Below are 16,829 nucleotides of genomic sequence, written 5' to 3'. Positions count from 1 at the left end.
GTGTCGGTGGAGGCGCAGTATAGAGAAATTCTATTTTAGCGCAAGTGTTTTTATTAAAAAAATACAAATTAACATTCATTCGAATAAAAAACAAACTTAACGGTTATTATTACAACTAAAAAATGCCAATCTATTCATATAAATCATTATTTAGTTATGTATTTTATATTTTACTCACAATTTTATTGCGAAGTTTAAAGATAAGGTTAAGATAACCTCTACTACGATGTTAAATTAATGTTTAATTTGTGTATTTGGTATATAAAAATGAAATCATCTAATCAAAAATCTATAATCTTTTCTATTATCTTGGCTATTATTGGCTTTGTCTTAGCAGAGTTTCTACTCGGCAGTGTTTTAACTAATCCTGCAATTGCCCTCTCTTTAGGGTTACTTTTTGGTGGTATCATCATTACGTTTATGTCTGCGAATGAAGATGAATCAAAAATTAAAACTAAAACCTTATATGTAGGTAATCTTCCTTACCGTGCGAACGAAGGTATTGTCAGAGAGTTATTCGAGGAACACGGCAAAGTTTTTACTGTACGTTTATTAAAAGATAAAAATACAGGCAAACGTCGCGGCTTTGGATTTATTGAAATGGCGTCTAAAGATGCTGACTTAGCAATCACAGCTTTAAACGATGCTGAGTTTCAACAGCGTACTCTAAAAGTAAGAGAGGCAAAACAAAAACAAGAAAATAGTGATTCTCAAATTAAAGCTGAATCTAAAGATCAATCAATTTAATTATTTCAACCTTTTCTTTAGTATTTGAAATAGGAGCCGTTGCATAATACCGCACCGGTTTTTTTATTTCTTCTAATAACAATTTGTCTGCATTAACAGGTAGTAAATCAATTACCCTATTAGCAATTGCACTACCTGAGTCAATTAATTCAATATTTATATTTAAAGCTTTAAGTATTTCTGAAGATAAAATTGGAAAATGTGTGCAACCTAAAACTAAACAATCAATTTCTTTTGAGATATTTAAATTCTTAATTTCTGTATGAAGCGCTTGCTCGTCTACGCTTCCATTCCAAAATTTTTGTTCTGCTAATGCGACTAAATTTAAAGAGGAATATAAGTGCACATCTATATTATTGGCATGATTTTTTATTAACTTTTGAATGTAATCATTATTAGTAGTAGCAGGGGTAGCAAGTAAGCCTATTTTCTTGGTTTTAGTTCTACTTGCTGCTGGTTTAATTGCAGGTACCACACCAACGATTGGAATATCAGTATGTGATCTCAGTAAGCAGAGACTTTGTGTACTTGCTGTATTGCAAGCTACAACAATTAAATCGATAGGTTTAAAAGACGCTTCAGCAGTTTTGAGCTTTTGTAATAACCTTTTTTGTAAAACTTTTGATGCCAACTCACCATAAGGTAAGTATAAGTTGTCCATTAAATAACTGAAACAAGCATAAGGAAATGCTTTTTGAATATGCGCTAAAACGGATGTACCACCTATACCCGAATCAAAAATAACAATATGCTGCAAACGTAAAGCTCAATATATGTAATAAGACACGCTATTGTGACATATACCCAAGCCACTTGATAATGCTTGTTTCAGAATTTATCAGGTGAGTTAGCACAAGGCACATCATTTTAGGAATGCTTATTGCCTTTCTAACTGATGTAACGTAGTGATTACTTACCTGATAAATTCCCTACGGGCCGGTTTTAAATGGTCAACTACCGCGTTATTTATGTTGATAAGGGAATAACCATTACCTGCAATAAATGTCTTGTATTTGACCATTTAAACTCCCGCTGAAATCATGTATTTCCAAGTAGCTTGGGTATATACCCATGCTACATGGAAATTCACGATTTCAACAAGTCAAAAAAGCGCCAAATTCGGAACGTAAAATATATCATTAAGTCATTCCCAACACATATTTTATAACAACGCAGTTAGCTGTTTATCATCTTACCCCACGGGAGTATATCAAGATAACTTATTTAATTATTAGGATTAAAGTTCATTATCAGTTTTTTCATTTTCCAAAACTGAATTATCTAGTAAAGAAAGCTGATCAAATAAAGATTGACTATATGCTATAAATTTATCAGCTTGTTCTCTTTCTTGATTCAACCATTTTAATAGCCCAACCAATTCAGTTTCAATAGAAAGCGGTTTTGCTTTATCATATGCCTGCTCTAACCCTTCATTGAGTGGTACTAATTGTTTAGCTAAATCAACTCCAGGCATATTTGAACGATACTCTTTGACACTTACTAGACTTTCTGTTTGTTGTAAATTCATTGAAAATGCGGCCAGTTGACTGGTATCCATATTTATTTCACTTGCTTGTTCAAAAGCATTTTCTAATGAACCAGAGAAAAAGTCGTCACTCACTTTTTGTAAATCTGACATTAGTGCATTTATCGCTTCTTGCTCTTCCTCATTTAAATCACCATTAACTTCAAATGAAAAAGAAGCAGAGTATGATTTTGAATCTTGGTAAGTGAATGATTCGTTTAGACTATTTAATTGATATACTGAAGCATTTTGATGTTGATAATCTGAATTAAAACGAATGCGGATCTCATCACCTTCTTGAGTCTTTATTGTTAGCTCTGCGCCATTAGATAAATTATAGCTGCTTGCTTGAGCGTAATTGGCTGATGATACATTTGATCTATCTAGAGTTGATTCAAACTCATCTAAACCTTTATTCATCAATCCTCGACTTTTAGCAATGCCCTCTTTAATATCATCAGTCATTAAACCTGAATCTTCTAATTCACCTAATGCCTCCTTTATACCTGTTTCAATGCCATTTTTAGCTTGATTTAACATATCTTTAAGTTTGTCATCTGAAGCACCATTGCTTTTCGCATTTAAAACAGCCGTTTTTACAAAACCTAAAACATTTTTTGTAACTTCTTCAAAATCAAATAAGGATTCAGACTTATTAGTGGGAGTTGTCGGCATAGATAAAGCGTTTGATAATTTATCTTGCATTACTTTTGAGGCTATTTGTCTATTTTTTGAAAAGTTTACTGAACCAGACATGTGAGCATGCTCTTGTGCTTTATCACTTTTTTTAAACAACTGATTAAATAATGATGCGGGTTGAAACCCTGAAGAACCTATTTTCATGACTTGCTCCAATCCAGTGCCTTTATTGCTTATCGGCTATTTACGTCAATACTAAAGTACGAATAAAGAAAATATTTAAATTTATATAGACAAACAAATATCACTCCATAAAATAGCGCGACCAGCTCAGACGAGAAAACATGATGGCTATTATTGAAATTGACGAAACTACTTACGATTCACAATTGAATGAAAAAGAAATCCGTATTCAAAAGCAATTTGAACAATTCGGTGTAAAAAAACTAGAAGTTTTCAACTCTGAGCCAAAACATTATCGTCAACGTGCCGAGTTTAGAGTATGGCACGAAGGAGATGATTTATTCCACATAATGTTCAATCAAGAAACCAAAGAAAAAATTCGAGTTAAACATTTCGAACCTGCTGCACCAATAATTTACAAGCTAATGCCAAAGTTGATTGCGCTACTGCAATTTAACGAAATATTAAGACGTAAATTATTTCAAATTGACTATTTATCTTCGCTAAGCGGTGAAGTTTTAATAAGCTTATTATATCACAAACCTTTAGAGGATGAATGGTTAGAGGCTGCTGAAGCACTAAAAGCAACTTTAGGTAAAGACTTTAAGGTTGATATTATTGGTAGAGCTCGAAAACAAAAAGTTTTATTAGGTAATGATTATGTTATTGAAAAAATAAATGTAGCTGGTAAGGAGATTACTTACCAACAAGTCGAAAATAGCTTTACGCAGCCTAATGCAAAACTGAATCAAAAAATGCTGGAATGGGCATTAGATATCAGCCAAAACTTAGAAAATGATCTGCTTGAATTATATTGTGGTAACGGTAACTTTTCTATTGCATTAGCAAGTGCCTTTAATCGTGTATTAGCAACTGAAATATCTAAGTCATCAGTAAAGTCAGCACAATTTAATATTGCTGAAAACAATATTGATAATGTAGATATTATTCGTATGTCTAGCGAAGAGTTCACGCAAGCACTTAATGGTGAACAAGAATTCACAAGATTAAATGGTATAGATTTAAAAAGTTATAATTGCCAAACTATCTTAGTCGATCCCCCAAGGGCCGGTATGGATGAAAAAACAACTACGCTGACGCAAAACTACGACAATATTATCTATATATCTTGTAATCCAGATACGTTAGAAAGAGATTTACAACAATTGACAACAACACATAAAGTGACTCGTTTTGCTATTTTTGATCAATTTCCCTATACACACCATATAGAATCAGGTGTATTCTTAACGCGTAAATAAATTAAGTATTAGCTTTAGGTGTTGTCTTTTTACCATAAATAGCAGCACCTTTAGCGACATATCTGAGCTGCCAAACTAGCCTATTAACCAGTTCATCCCTTTGCTTTTTATCTATATCTAATGCTTCAGCCCCAGCGTTAAATACTAAAGTAACCATAGCCTCAGCTTGAATATATGCATGATCAGCATCACATTCGGTTTCGCTTTCTAAATAATGAGCGAGTTCTAATATAAAGTGCTTTATTTCTCTGGCAACAGCATTTCTAAATGCAATCGAAGTACCAGAACGCTCTCTTAATAATAAACGAAATTGATTACTTGAGTTCTCAATAAACTCCATAAATGTATAAATAGAGGTATGTATAACACTGCCTTCACTTTTTATTCTTCTGCGGGCTTGGCGCATTAATTGTCTTAATGTTAAACCAGCTTCATCGACTAAAGTTAATCCGAGTTCATTCATATCTTTAAAATGACGATAAAATGAAGTTGGGGCAATTCCTGCTTCTCGTGACACTTCCCTCAAGCTTAAATTAGATAAACTATGATCTGCACTTAATTGATTAAATGCAGCTTCAATCAAGGCAAGTCTTGTTCTTTCTTTTTGTTTTGCACGAACACCAGCCATAATAACCCCTTATAAAGTTAACTTTTGCCTTACTTTTATCTACTTAGATAAGATTAACAAGCTCAAAGTCTAACATAAGTAGTCAATAAATTCGTTTTAACACTTCCTTATTCCTTGACTAAAAGCCATTTTACTACTACTTTAGCGCACAGCTGTACGCTCAAATTTACTAATTTAAATTATTTACGAAGAAGACAAATGAAAAAACCACCGTTGATCTGGGCAAATGTCCTATTTTTTACACTCACATTTATAGCTGCCATCACTTTAGTACCTCTATACGGTGCAATGATTGGATATAGTAATGCAAATTGGTTGGCTTTTATTGCTTGCATGTTTTTTGCTGGATTATCAATCACGGCTGGTTATCATAGGTTATGGGCACATAAAACTTATGAAGCCCATCCTGTTGTAGAGTTTATTTTTGCTATTGGCGGTGCTTTTGCAATGCAAAATAGCGCATTACATTGGAGTTCAGATCATAGGATACATCATGGCCAAGTTGATGATCCAATAAAAGACCCTTACGCGGCAACTAATGGTTTTTGGTATAGCCACATAGGCTGGATGTTACGTAATTATCAAGGTGAGCAATACGGAAACTACAACAACGCCCGTGACTTACAAAAAAATAAAATTGTTATGTGGCAACATAAATATTATTTTCCTTTAGCTTTTTTAGTCAACTTATCTATCCCGTTATTGTTAGGGGTCATATTTGGTGATGTGCTTGGTATGCTATTATTGTCAGGACTATTAAGACTTGTATTGAGTCAGCATTTAACTTTTTTCATTAACTCTGTGGCGCACATTTGGGGGAAGCGACCTTATACTGAATCTAATACAGCTAGAGATAATGGCATTTTAGCTTTTTTCACTTATGGTGAAGGCTATCATAATTATCATCATATTTTTGCCAGTGATTATAGAAATGGTATAAAATGGTATCAGTACGACCCAACAAAATGGATGATAAAATCGCTTTCATACTTTGGTCTTACAAAAAAACTAAAAACCATATCAATAGATCGCATTGAAAAAGCAAAAGCTGAGACACAATTAGCTGCAACAACTAGAAAATTAACTCAATTTTCTACAACACAAGATAAGTTAGACTTGTTGCACACAGAATATGAATTATTAATAAAAAAATTACAACATTACGCAAAACTTAAAAAACAATTGCTTGAAGCTAAAAAAAGCACCATATTGCAACAATATGAAAAATTAGCTTTAAATAAACAATACCAAGAATTTGAACGTGCTTGGCAACAGCAAAAACAAGCATGGCTTGATTTAAACATCAAACTGCTTAATGCTAGGTATTGTTAACTCAAATATATCAATCATAGACTTTAAGGTTATGCTCTGGTTATTTTAGTTTCAAGCTGAATAGATGAGGATAACCAGTGGCAAAGCAAAGTATACCTAAAAAGGTACAAGAAAAAGTAACATACCAATTTGATGCCATCATTATAGGCACAGGCCCAGGCGGTGAAGGCACCGCCATGAACTTGGCTAAAAGCAAAAAACGTGTAGCTGTTATCGAAAAGCAAAAATATGTTGGCGGCGGCTGTACACATTGGGGCACAATCCCATCAAAAGCATTGCGTCATTCAGTAAGCCGATTAATTGAATATAATCGCAATCCTCTTTTTAATACAAGTGAATATAGGAATAAACTAACTTTCCCTGACATATTAAGTCATGCTGGCAATGTTATATCTAAGCAAGTTAATTTACGAACAAGCTTTTATGATAGAAACCGTATTAGTTTATATCACGGAGAAGCTTCTTTTGTAGATCAACATACGATTCAAATCAAAAAATCAGATGGTTCAGTTGAATTACTAACAGCTGAAACAATTGTAATCGCAACAGGCTCTCGCCCTTATCATCCACCTCAAATAGATTTTGATCACAGTCGTGTATACGACAGTGATACAATTTTAAAACTAAAACACGATCCAAGGCATATCATCATTTATGGTGCAGGTGTAATTGGCTGTGAATACGGTTCTATTTTTAGGGGATTAGGGTCAAAGGTAGATCTAATAAATACCCGTGATCGCTTACTTGCTTTTATGGATGCTGAAATTTCAGATGCATTAAGCTATCACTTCTGGAACAGTGGTATTATTATTCGCCACAATGAAGATTTTGATAAAATAGAAACGCGTGATGACTGTGTCATTGTGCATATGCAGTCAGGTAAAAAAATGCAAGCAGATTGCATTCTATTTGCTAATGGTAGAACTGGTAATACTGATACTTTAAATCTAGCGTCAGTTGGCTTAGTTGCCGATGGTCGTGGTTTATTAAAAGTAAATGAAAACCAACAGACAGAGATTGATAACATTTATGCTGTAGGTGATGTAATTGGTTATCCAAGCTTAGCTAGCGCCGCTTTTGATCAAGGTCGTATTGCAGCAGATGCCATTGTTGATGGTCACTGCTCTGCTAAATTAATCAGCGATTTACCTGTAGGTATTTACACTATCCCTGAAATCAGTTCTGTTGGTAAAAATGAGCAAGAGCTAACAATGGCAAAAATACCCTATGAAGTTGGTAGAGCACAGTTCAAACACTTAGCAAGAGCACAAATTGCAGGGACCGAAGTTGGTAGCCTGAAAATTTTATTTCATATTGAAACCAAAGAAATATTAGGCATACATTGCTTTGGCGAAAGAGCGACTGAAATCATCCATATCGGTCAAGCAATTATGGAGCAAAAAAATGGTGGTAATAATGTAAATTACTTTGTAAACACCACTTTTAACTACCCAACAATGGCAGAAGCATATCGTGTTGCTGCGTTAAATGGCATTAATCGCCTAATAAAGTAATACCATTATAAAAAGTAGGTACTAAAGTGCCTACTTTTCAATCTAGCTTCAATCTAACTATTGTATCTGTGTAAAATTATTGTAAACTTAATTATATAATTATTATTATTAGGCTGGTGCAAAATGAAAAGTAATATTAGGTTGTTGTTAATAACCCTATCACTTTGTTCTACAAGAATTTTAGCTGATTTTTCATCAGCAAATAAAGATTTACAAAATAATAACTTTGCAGCAGCCGCAAAAGAATTTACTAAACTAGCCCAACGCGGTCATTCCAATGCACAATTTGAATTAGCACAACTATATGAACAAGGATTAGGTGTAGAAAAAAATATCACAACAGCTTACGCTTGGTATTTAATTGCGGTAGATTTTAAACATCCAGAAGCCAAAGAAAAGTACCGTAGTCTAAGACGAAATATTCCCTCAAGAAAAGAAGGCAAAAATGCCTACCTACTTCTTAAAAATAAATACGGTAATCAAAAACACAAATTACTTTATGAACCTGATTTAAAACGTACTCAATTTTATCCCGAAAGAGCTAAGTTAATAAAAAAAGTAGAGCCTCAGTATCCACCAAGTCTTGTTGCCCTTAATAGTGCTTGGGTAAGTATATCTTATAATGTGGATGAGAGTGGCCATGTAGAAGATGCACGCGTTTTAGCATCTTTCCCAAAAGGCGCATTAGATGAGTATGCACTTGAAGCTGTAAATCAATGGCAATATAAACCACAAGTAAAGCGAAATGGTGAACCTAACCGTGTACATGATTTAATCATTACCTTTAAGAATAAAAGTAATAAATCGAAGAACCATAAGCAATATAAAAAACAACTAGCTCAATATACTAATAAGCTAAAGGCACTTGCAATCAAAGGTAATAGCTATGCTCAAGCACGATATGCTTTAATGCTAGAACAAGAAGTTATTGAATCTACAAATGGTGAACATATTAATTGGTATTACAAAGCAGCTATCAATGGTAACTATGATGCTCAACTACGGTTAGTTCACTGTTTTGAGAATGGTGAAGGGTGTCAACCAAGTAGAGATAAAGCCTTTGCTTGGCTAGTGAGAGCAAGTGAAACGCAAAATGCCAGAGCGCAATTTCAATTAGCAATAACATATTTAAATTATGAAAGTATTCATTACGATGTCACTAAGGCTGCTGCACTTTTAAAACTTGCTACATTACATGAATATTTCCCAGCTATGGTTGAGTATTCTAAGTTATTAGCTTTTTCTGATGAGTCTGGTATTAGAGATATATCATCTGCAATCAAATATGCTGAATTAGCACGTTCATTAGATGCGACTAATCCGACGTTGCTATCAGTATTAGGTGCTGCTTATTCTGAAATGGGTCGTATACAGCAAGGCGATGAATTGATACGCCAAGCTTATGATGAAGCTAAAAAACGTAACTGGCCTACCGAAAATTACTTAAATTTAATGGAAGGTGGAGAAGCAGCCATGATGGCAAGTGGTGCAAGTTTAAGGTTAAATAACTAAGCAACTTCAAGTCCTAAATCCAGACAATCAAAGAAACAAAAAAGGAGAACTTAGCTCTCCTTTTTTTATTTTTACTACATCACTTTACTGGTGATAAGGCTTACTTAACTCGTGTACCGAGTTAATAAATACTCCTGCATTTTCTGGCGTTACATCTGGCGTAATACCATGGCCTAAATTAAACACATGACCAGTTCCGCCCTCACCAAAGCCATCAAGAATCGTTTTAACTTCTTCACGGATACGTTCAGGAGATGCATGTAACATTGCAGGATCCATATTACCTTGTAGTGCAACTTTATCGCCAATACGACGTTTAGCATCGGCAATATTTATCGTCCAATCAAGCGCTACTGCATCACAGCCAGTTGCTGCGATATCTTCAATCCACATACCACCATTTTTAGTAAATAAGGTCACAGGTACTTTACGGCCATCATTTTCACGAATAAGACCTTTTACAATTTTATCCATATAAGATAATGAAAAAGCTTTATAATCTCTCGGTGTTAAAATGCCACCCCAAGTATCAAAAATCATTACAGATTGTGCGCCCGCTTTGATTTGAGCATTTAGATATAAAATAACTGAATCAGCTAATTTATCTAATAACATATGCAACATTTTAGGTTCAGAAAATGCCATTTTTTTAATTTTACCAAACGTTTTACTGCTTCCACCTTCAATCATATAAGTTGCTAATGTCCAAGGAGAACCAGAAAAGCCAATGAGGGGAACTTCGCCTTTGAGCTCACGGCGAATAGTACGAACAGCATTCATTACGTAACCAAGTTCTTGTTCAGGATCTGGAACAGGTAAATTTTCGACATCTGACATACGCTCAATAGTACGCTCAAACTTAGGGCCTTCACCCGTTTCAAAATAAAGGCCTAAACCCATCGCATCAGGAATAGTCAAAATATCACTGAATAAAATAGCGGCATCTAAAGGGTAACGACGTAATGGCTGCAAGGTTACTTCACAGGCAAACTCAGCATTTTTACATAAACTCATAAAATCACCAGCTTCGGCACGTAATGCGCGATATTCTGGTAAATAACGACCCGCTTGACGCATCATCCATACAGGTGTTGCATCTACTGGTTGTTTTAATAAAGCACGTAAATAACGATCGTTTTTCAATTCACTCATGTAAGTCTCTTTTAGCTGATTAATCCCAACATTTTATAAATTTTAAAATGACTACTGCAGGATGTCTAAGTTATGTATATATATTACCACTTAGAGCTCAAAGCCTCTATGTGTAAGACCAAGGAATGTTAAATCAAATTAAAAATAAAGTATTGCCATAAATAGATTAATTTGTTATAAAATTAAACATAATAAGAATTTCGTATAAAGCGGAAAATAAAAAATTTATGCCACCTATCTTAATTAATAAGTAGGTGGTTTTTATTTTTTTAGACCGTAATAAAAATATATACCACTTTATAATTACTTAAAAATCAATTGATTATATTTAATTTAAAACTTATCATTAAAAATAAGTTGATCTTTTACTTATATTTCCTTCTTATAGAGGTATAGTAAAAACAGGGAGAATAATTATGCTAACACAACTAGAAAAAGCACAGCAAGAATGGGGTGGTTCTCACTCTGTTATTGACTCATGGTTAGACGAACGCCAAGAATTATTGGTACTTTATTGCAAGTTAGTTGGACTACCTCCTTTTGACAGTAAAGAACAAGCACTACCTGAGTTGGATCACATTCAAAAGTTTTGCCAAATATTAATGGACTATTTATCGGCTGGACATTTCGAAATTTATAATGATATTGCCAAAGCATGTGAAACCAAAGGCAAACAAAGCTTAGCGTTAGCACAAGTATTATATCCAAAAATATCCGAATCAACAGATGTTGCTTTATCATTTAATGATAAATACGCCGAAATAAAACAAGAAAGTTTACTTCCTGATTTTGACGCTGAGCTATCAAAACTAGGTGAAATTCTTGAGCAAAGATTTGAATATGAAGATAAACTTATCGATAACCTTTATTCAAATCATTAATACCTAACTCTAAACCCTTAAAATTGACATAAAAAAAGTGAGAAATCATCTCGCTTTTTTTATGTTTTAAAGTAACGAGTTAAACTCGTTACTTTATCAATGTAAAGCTATTCGCTAGCTGATTCTGTTTTCGCAGTTTCAGGTTGCTCAATTTCTAGTAACTCAACTTCAAATACTAAGGTTGAATTAGCTGGAATTTTACCTAAATCACGTTCACCATAAGCAAGTGTTGAAGGAATTGTAAATTTAAACTTAGCGCCAACATTCATAAGTTGCACACCTTCAGTCCAACCTTTAATCACCTTGTTTAATGGGAATGTTGCAGGCTCATTACGCTTGTAAGAGCTATCAAATTCAGTACCGTCAATTAAAGTACCTTTGTAATGCACTTTAACAATATCTGTTTCCGCAGGTTTAACACCTTCACCTGTAGTGATTACTTGGTATTGAAGACCTGATTCAGTTGTTGTTACGCCTTCAACTTTAGCGTTATCAGCTAAAAATTTAATACCTTCAGTTTTACTTGCTTCAGCGGCTAATTTAGCTGTTTGTGCTTTTTTCTCATTTACTGATTTATCAAGCTGTGTTAAAACCTCTTTTATTTTAGCTTCGTCAAGTTTAGAGTTTCCAGCAAGTGCATCTCTAAAACCTTGAATTAAAAGCTCTTGCTCTAAAGCAAAACCTAACTCATTTTTATCAGCTAAATCTTTATTTAAAAAGACACCTACTGATGCACCAATACCATATGCTTGTTGTTGTGCTGGTGTTTCTAATTTAACTTCAGCAACAACTTCTTGCTTTTGAGCTGCTTCTTGGTTACAAGCTGTAAGAGCCAAAATAGAGGCTGCAAGTAGTGATAGTTTCATTGTTTTTTTCATTATTGTCTCCGGCAAATGAAAGTTGCCATTTTAATAGAACTTAACTAATTTAAAATAACGGCTAACCAATATATTTAACTCATTGAAAGCACGAACTTCAAATATGATAATTTATAATATTATAATATTATATATACAAAAGTTATTTCTCATCTGAATAATTCAATTGACGAGAAACGAAGCGACTTGCACAATGAGCTTTACAAATACATTGTGCAAGTAGCCTAAAGCCAAATCGCTCCTTAGTCTAACCTCTTGCACAGCAAGAGTTAAGGAAAAATATGCGTAATATGACTATAAATCGACCTTTATGTCACTTCCTTTTAGTATTTTTATTAACTTCGTGCGGCTCGGAAGTCAAGTTACCCGATAATGCCATTGAACATGCTGTGGAGGGCTCATATGCCGCAAGTATCTCAGATGATGCCAATTACAGTATAATTTCCTCAATGCATCACGGCCTAGCGCTATGGGATCTCAAAGAAAATGCTTTAAAATACCAATGGAACCACCTTAACGATAAAGAAAATCAAAAGCTCACTGCTGAGTCAAATTTAGATGAATGGCTAACACAAGGAAATTCTGGAAATTTAGTACTGGCTGCCGATATTTCATTTGATAGTAAAATTGTAGTAACTGCAGATAAATATAACTTTGCACTTTGGAGTATTAAAACAGGTCAGAATATTGGGTTTTGGAAAGTAAAAGATTCAAATATTAGAGATATTGCACTAAGCAATCAAGGTCGTTACATTTTGTATGGCAAAAGTAACGGCATAGCGGTTCATATAAATGTGATCAGTGGCAAACGCATTGAATTTTTAGGTCATCAAGAAAAAATAAATGCCGTGGATCTATCACCTAATGGTTATTACGCATTAACAGGTTCAAATGATTACACTGCATATTTATGGGATACCCGCACAGGCCAAGTGATCCATAGATTTAATCACCCAAGTCGCGTTACTCAAGTTAAATTAGATCCAAAAGGTCGCTTTGCTTTTACGGCCGATAGCAAAAAACAAGCACGTATATGGGATTTACAAACTGGTGATATGATCTCTAATTTACAATATCTTAGTAGACAACAGATTTTTAGTGCCGTTCGTTTTAGCCCCGATGGCAGTTTTCTTGCTACAGGAGCTCCTTCTCGGAAACTTGCTTTATGGGATATTAAAACAGGACAACAACTCAAGAAATGGCGGGTTAACCCTAGAAAAGGTTCTCGCCCTAAATCTGCAGTCGTGTATGATGTCGCTTTTACAGAAGATGGTCTATCTCTTATCACTGAAAGTTCTAGTGGTTTGGCTGAAACTTGGACCATACCCAAAAACCTAAAATGAGCATTTTCATACTATGAGCGCATTGGAAGATAGAGTTAATGAATTGGAAGCTAAAATAGCTTTTCAAGATGAAACTATTGATATATTGAATGATGAATTAAAAATGCATCAACAATTAATAGCCAAAATACAAAGACAAACTGAGCTACTGGCTGAAAAGGTAAAAGAGTCACAAAACGCAGATTTAGGACCAGAACAACAAATAGAACCGCCACCGCCACACTATTAATAAACCTGCGTAGCAGGATTATTCTGGATTAAATACGCCAATTACTTGCTCGAATTGGCGTGTTGAAGCTTGAACAGCTTCCTTAGGCTGCGTCATTATATGATGACACTGAATACATTCTACTTTTTCAACATCATTTTCTTTATACAGCATCATGGTGTCCATAGCATGACATTCAGGGCATGTTGCACCCGCAATAAAACGTTTTTTCTGTTTCATTTTTAATTTACTCTCATATTTTACTGTTTGTATTTTACTCCTTATTTCATAACTCTGATATACTCATCAACCATTTTTATGCTTTATTAAGAGTTATTACTGCAACATGATCCAAATTACTCAACTAGCGCTACTACGAGGCGGTAAAAGCCTATTAAAAGATGCCAATGCAACTTTATACCCAAAACATAAAGTAGGTCTAGTAGGTGCTAATGGCTGTGGTAAATCTAGCTTATTTTCACTATTACAAAATAAGTTACATGCAGACGCTGGTGATTGTTTTATACCAAAAGATTGGGAAATATCATCTGTAAAACAAGAAACTCCTGCATTAGATATCTCAGCTTTAGAATATGTACTACAAGGCCATAAAAAATATTATGTATTACATGAAGCCTTAGCCTTAGCTGAAAAGAATGGCGACGGTGAAGCACAAGCAAAAATACACTTACAACTTGAAATAGTAGGTGGCTATGGTATTGAATCCAAAGCAGGTGAGTTATTACATGGATTAGGCTTTAGTAATGAACAGCTTGTATTACCTGTAAGTTCCTTCTCTGGAGGTTGGAGAATGCGACTTAACTTAGCACAAGCCTTGATCCATCCATCTGATTTATTACTACTTGATGAACCAACAAATCATTTAGATTTAGATGCGGTGTATTGGTTAGAGCGCTTTTTAAAAATATATTCAGGCACTTTGGTATTAATATCACATGATAGGGAATTCCTAGATGCGGTAATTGATGAAATTTGGCAAATATCCAATCAAAAAATTAATATTTATAAAGGACATTATTCTCAGTTTGAACGTCAAAAAGCCGAACGATTAGCACAGCAACAAGCCAGCTATGAAAAACAACAAGAACAAATTGCACACTTAGAAAAGTTCATCACTCGCTTTAAAGCAAAAGCAACTAAAGCAAAACAAGCGCAAAGCAGAGTTAAAGCAATTGAGCGTATGGAAAAGTTAGCGCCAGCTCATGTTGATTCACCGTTTAATTTTGAGTTTTCTGAACCTATAGCATTACCTAATCCACTATTAACACTCGATAAAGCAAAAGCGGGTTATGGCGATATCACTATATTAGATAATATAAAACTTAACTTAGTCCCTGGAAGTCGAATTGCATTATTAGGTCGAAATGGTGCAGGTAAATCAACGCTAATAAAATTATTGTCTGGTGATTTAAACCCGCAAAGTGGCGAAGTATTTCAACATAAAGGACTTAATATAGGCTACTTTGCTCAGCATCAGTTAGAGTCTCTAGATTTAAATGCCAGTGCTATTTTACACTTACAACGTTTAAACCCAAAAGCAACAGAGCAAAGTTTACGTGACTTTTTAGGCGGTTTTGCTTTTATAGGTGACCAAGCTACTTGCCCAGTAGCGCCTTTCTCTGGCGGTGAAAAAGCACGTTTAGTTTTAGCTATGTTAGTTTATCAAAAACCAAATTTACTCTTATTGGATGAACCAACTAATCACCTTGATTTAGAAATGCGTCACGCATTAGTAATGGCACTACAAGGTTTTGAAGGTGCAATGGTAACCGTATCACATGATCGTCATTTACTTAAAAACACCGCAGATGAATTCTATTTAGTAGATAAAAGCACTGTAACACCATTTGGCTATGATGTTGAAGAATATTACCAATGGTTAATGAATCCTAAAAAAGACGCTACAATTGAAGAAATCACTCATCAGGATGAAACTGAAAATAAAACAGTAAACCGTAAAGAGCAAAAACGCTTAGAAGCTGAATTTAGAAAGTCTGTCCAACCGATTAAAAAACTAATCTCTTCTCTAGAGCAAAAACTAGACAAGCTCAGTATCGAAAAAGAAAAAATTGAAAGTGCACTTGCAAATAACGATTTATATCAAGCTGAAAATAAAGCTAAATTAAATCAATTTCTAGAACAACAAGCGCAATGTGTTCCTATGCTAAATGATGTTGAAGATCAGTTATTAGCACAATTAGAAATACTAGAACAAAAAGAATCCGCTTTTAATGATTTACTCTAATAATAAAAAAATTATAAAAATAAGTGCTGAAGATTTTTGGCACTTTTCGTGTGGTGTTTACAATATAAACAGGCTATATCATAAAGATAAGCAACCATACTCTTTGCTAGAGTTACAAAATAAGTTTAATAAAAATGTTAATATATGCTTATTAATGCTGTATTTAGATGAGCTAAAAGTTTCAATCAGCCAAGAAACACTTAACAAGTTAATATTGACTATAGCTGATTTTGAAAATAGTTTTTTGTTGCCTTTAAGATCATTGAGATTAAGACTAAAAAAAACAGATATTTCTTTATACTCTAAAATGCGAAAAATGCTGCTTGATGCCGAACTCTCAATGGAAAAGCATCAGCAATCACAATTGATCAACACTATCAATAATTGTGAAATAACGCCAACTCAAAGTATTGAAAATCTATATGCCTATCTTCATTTTGATGTGAAATAACATATATGCCATGTATGATTTCAGCGGGAGTTTAAATGGTCAAATACAAGACATTTATTGCAGGTAATAGTTATTCCTAAAATGATGTTCCTTAAATGATGTACCTTGTGCTAACTCACCTGATAAATTCTGAAACAAGTATTAGCAAGTGGCTTGGGTATAGTCACATGTTAAGCTTTATACTTCCTGCTTCTACGCTTAAAAGATGTTTTAAATCAAACTCGACAGCTATTCTGAATTAAAAGCTAATTGAGTTTGATCTATGTCATATTATATTTTTTCATCATGCCTTAATCTTAGTGTGTGAA

16 protein-coding genes are annotated in these 16,829 nt (G+C 34.0%); 10 read left to right on the top strand and 6 right to left on the bottom strand.

Features of this window, described 5'->3' with window-relative positions:
- Nucleotides 1-267: 267 nt before the first annotated feature.
- The gene (locus tag CJF42_RS18060) at nucleotides 268-747 is read left to right on the top strand and encodes an RNA recognition motif domain-containing protein (RefSeq protein ID WP_095368016.1); all 480 of its coding nucleotides are present in this window, start codon (nucleotides 268-270) and stop codon (nucleotides 745-747) included.
- Here CJF42_RS18060 and murI read toward each other — a convergent pair.
- On the bottom strand, nucleotides 728-1,504 hold the full coding sequence (murI, locus tag CJF42_RS18055) for a glutamate racemase (protein ID WP_095368015.1): 777 nt from the start codon (nucleotides 1,502-1,504) through the stop codon (nucleotides 728-730). The genes CJF42_RS18060 and murI overlap by 20 nt on opposite strands.
- Before the next feature lie 480 nt (nucleotides 1,505-1,984).
- A complete protein-coding gene (locus CJF42_RS18050; protein ID WP_095368014.1) occupies nucleotides 1,985-3,115 on the bottom strand; it encodes a DUF5610 domain-containing protein in 1,131 nt (376 codons plus the stop codon).
- A gap of 143 nt (nucleotides 3,116-3,258) precedes the next feature.
- On the opposite strand from CJF42_RS18050, the gene trmA reads away from it, so the two are divergent.
- On the top strand, nucleotides 3,259-4,356 hold the full coding sequence (gene trmA / locus CJF42_RS18045) for a tRNA (uridine(54)-C5)-methyltransferase TrmA (protein ID WP_095368019.1): 1,098 nt from the start codon (nucleotides 3,259-3,261) through the stop codon (nucleotides 4,354-4,356).
- 1 nt (nucleotide 4,357) lies between these two features.
- Here trmA and fabR read toward each other — a convergent pair whose 3' ends face one another.
- Nucleotides 4,358-4,984 (bottom strand): HTH-type transcriptional repressor FabR, encoded by a 627-nt coding sequence (gene fabR, locus CJF42_RS18040; protein WP_095368013.1) that lies wholly within the window; start codon nucleotides 4,982-4,984, stop codon nucleotides 4,358-4,360.
- A gap of 198 nt (nucleotides 4,985-5,182) precedes the next feature.
- Here fabR and CJF42_RS18035 point away from each other — a divergent pair, with 198 nt between their 5' ends.
- The 3 genes from CJF42_RS18035 to CJF42_RS18025 all read left to right on the top strand — a co-directional run bounded on the left by CJF42_RS18035 (nucleotide 5,183) and on the right by CJF42_RS18025 (nucleotide 9,342).
- Nucleotides 5,183-6,316, top strand: coding sequence for a fatty acid desaturase (locus CJF42_RS18035; protein WP_095368012.1), 1,134 nt, complete (start codon nucleotides 5,183-5,185; stop codon nucleotides 6,314-6,316).
- A gap of 77 nt (nucleotides 6,317-6,393) precedes the next feature.
- Nucleotides 6,394-7,830 carry a Si-specific NAD(P)(+) transhydrogenase gene (sthA, locus tag CJF42_RS18030; protein ID WP_095368011.1) on the top strand — a complete coding sequence of 479 codons (1,437 nt, stop codon included), beginning with the start codon at nucleotides 6,394-6,396 and terminating at the stop codon, nucleotides 7,828-7,830.
- 123 nt (nucleotides 7,831-7,953) lie between these two features.
- Nucleotides 7,954-9,342 carry an energy transducer TonB gene (locus tag CJF42_RS18025; RefSeq protein ID WP_095368010.1) on the top strand — a complete coding sequence of 463 codons (1,389 nt, stop codon included), beginning with the start codon at nucleotides 7,954-7,956 and terminating at the stop codon, nucleotides 9,340-9,342.
- A gap of 84 nt (nucleotides 9,343-9,426) precedes the next feature.
- Here CJF42_RS18025 and hemE read toward each other — a convergent pair whose 3' ends face one another.
- Nucleotides 9,427-10,494, bottom strand: a complete 1,068-nt coding sequence (gene hemE, locus CJF42_RS18020; protein WP_095368009.1) for a uroporphyrinogen decarboxylase — start codon at nucleotides 10,492-10,494, stop codon at nucleotides 9,427-9,429.
- A gap of 416 nt (nucleotides 10,495-10,910) precedes the next feature.
- Between hemE and rsd the strand changes: the two genes are divergently transcribed.
- Entirely contained in the window at nucleotides 10,911-11,375 is a 465-nt protein-coding gene (rsd, locus tag CJF42_RS18015) for a sigma D regulator (RefSeq protein WP_095368008.1), read from the top strand.
- Nucleotides 11,376-11,482: 107 nt separating this feature from the next.
- Here the strand turns inward: rsd and fkpA are convergent, their stop codons facing one another.
- Nucleotides 11,483-12,253, bottom strand: coding sequence for an FKBP-type peptidyl-prolyl cis-trans isomerase (fkpA, locus tag CJF42_RS18010; RefSeq protein WP_095368007.1), 771 nt, complete (start codon nucleotides 12,251-12,253; stop codon nucleotides 11,483-11,485).
- 290 nt (nucleotides 12,254-12,543) lie between these two features.
- Between fkpA and CJF42_RS18005 the strand changes: the two genes are divergently transcribed.
- Both CJF42_RS18005 and CJF42_RS18000 read left to right on the top strand, forming a co-directional pair.
- Entirely contained in the window at nucleotides 12,544-13,596 is a 1,053-nt protein-coding gene (locus CJF42_RS18005; RefSeq protein WP_095368018.1) for a WD40 repeat domain-containing protein, read from the top strand.
- Nucleotides 13,597-13,609: 13 nt separating this feature from the next.
- Complete coding sequence (locus CJF42_RS18000) at nucleotides 13,610-13,825, top strand: SlyX family protein (RefSeq protein ID WP_095368006.1); 216 nt, start codon at nucleotides 13,610-13,612, stop codon at nucleotides 13,823-13,825.
- Between the two features lie 18 nt (nucleotides 13,826-13,843).
- Here CJF42_RS18000 and CJF42_RS17995 read toward each other — a convergent pair whose 3' ends face one another.
- Nucleotides 13,844-14,044, bottom strand: coding sequence for a YheV family putative zinc ribbon protein (locus tag CJF42_RS17995; protein WP_095368005.1), 201 nt, complete (start codon nucleotides 14,042-14,044; stop codon nucleotides 13,844-13,846).
- 106 nt (nucleotides 14,045-14,150) lie between these two features.
- Here CJF42_RS17995 and CJF42_RS17990 point away from each other — a divergent pair, with 106 nt between their 5' ends.
- Entirely contained in the window at nucleotides 14,151-16,070 is a 1,920-nt protein-coding gene (locus tag CJF42_RS17990) for an ATP-binding cassette domain-containing protein (RefSeq protein WP_095368004.1), read from the top strand.
- Nucleotides 16,057-16,521: a TIGR02444 family protein gene (locus tag CJF42_RS17985; RefSeq protein ID WP_095368003.1), complete on the top strand. Its 465-nt coding sequence runs from the start codon at nucleotides 16,057-16,059 to the stop codon at nucleotides 16,519-16,521. The genes CJF42_RS17990 and CJF42_RS17985 overlap by 14 nt, the downstream gene beginning before the upstream one ends.
- Nucleotides 16,522-16,829 lie beyond the last annotated feature (308 nt).

The organism is Pseudoalteromonas sp. NBT06-2 (assembly GCF_002276045.1).
GTDB lineage: Bacteria > Pseudomonadota > Gammaproteobacteria > Enterobacterales > Alteromonadaceae > Pseudoalteromonas.
Note: the sequence above shows the minus strand (reverse complement) of the source record. Positions and strands in the feature narration are given on the sequence as shown.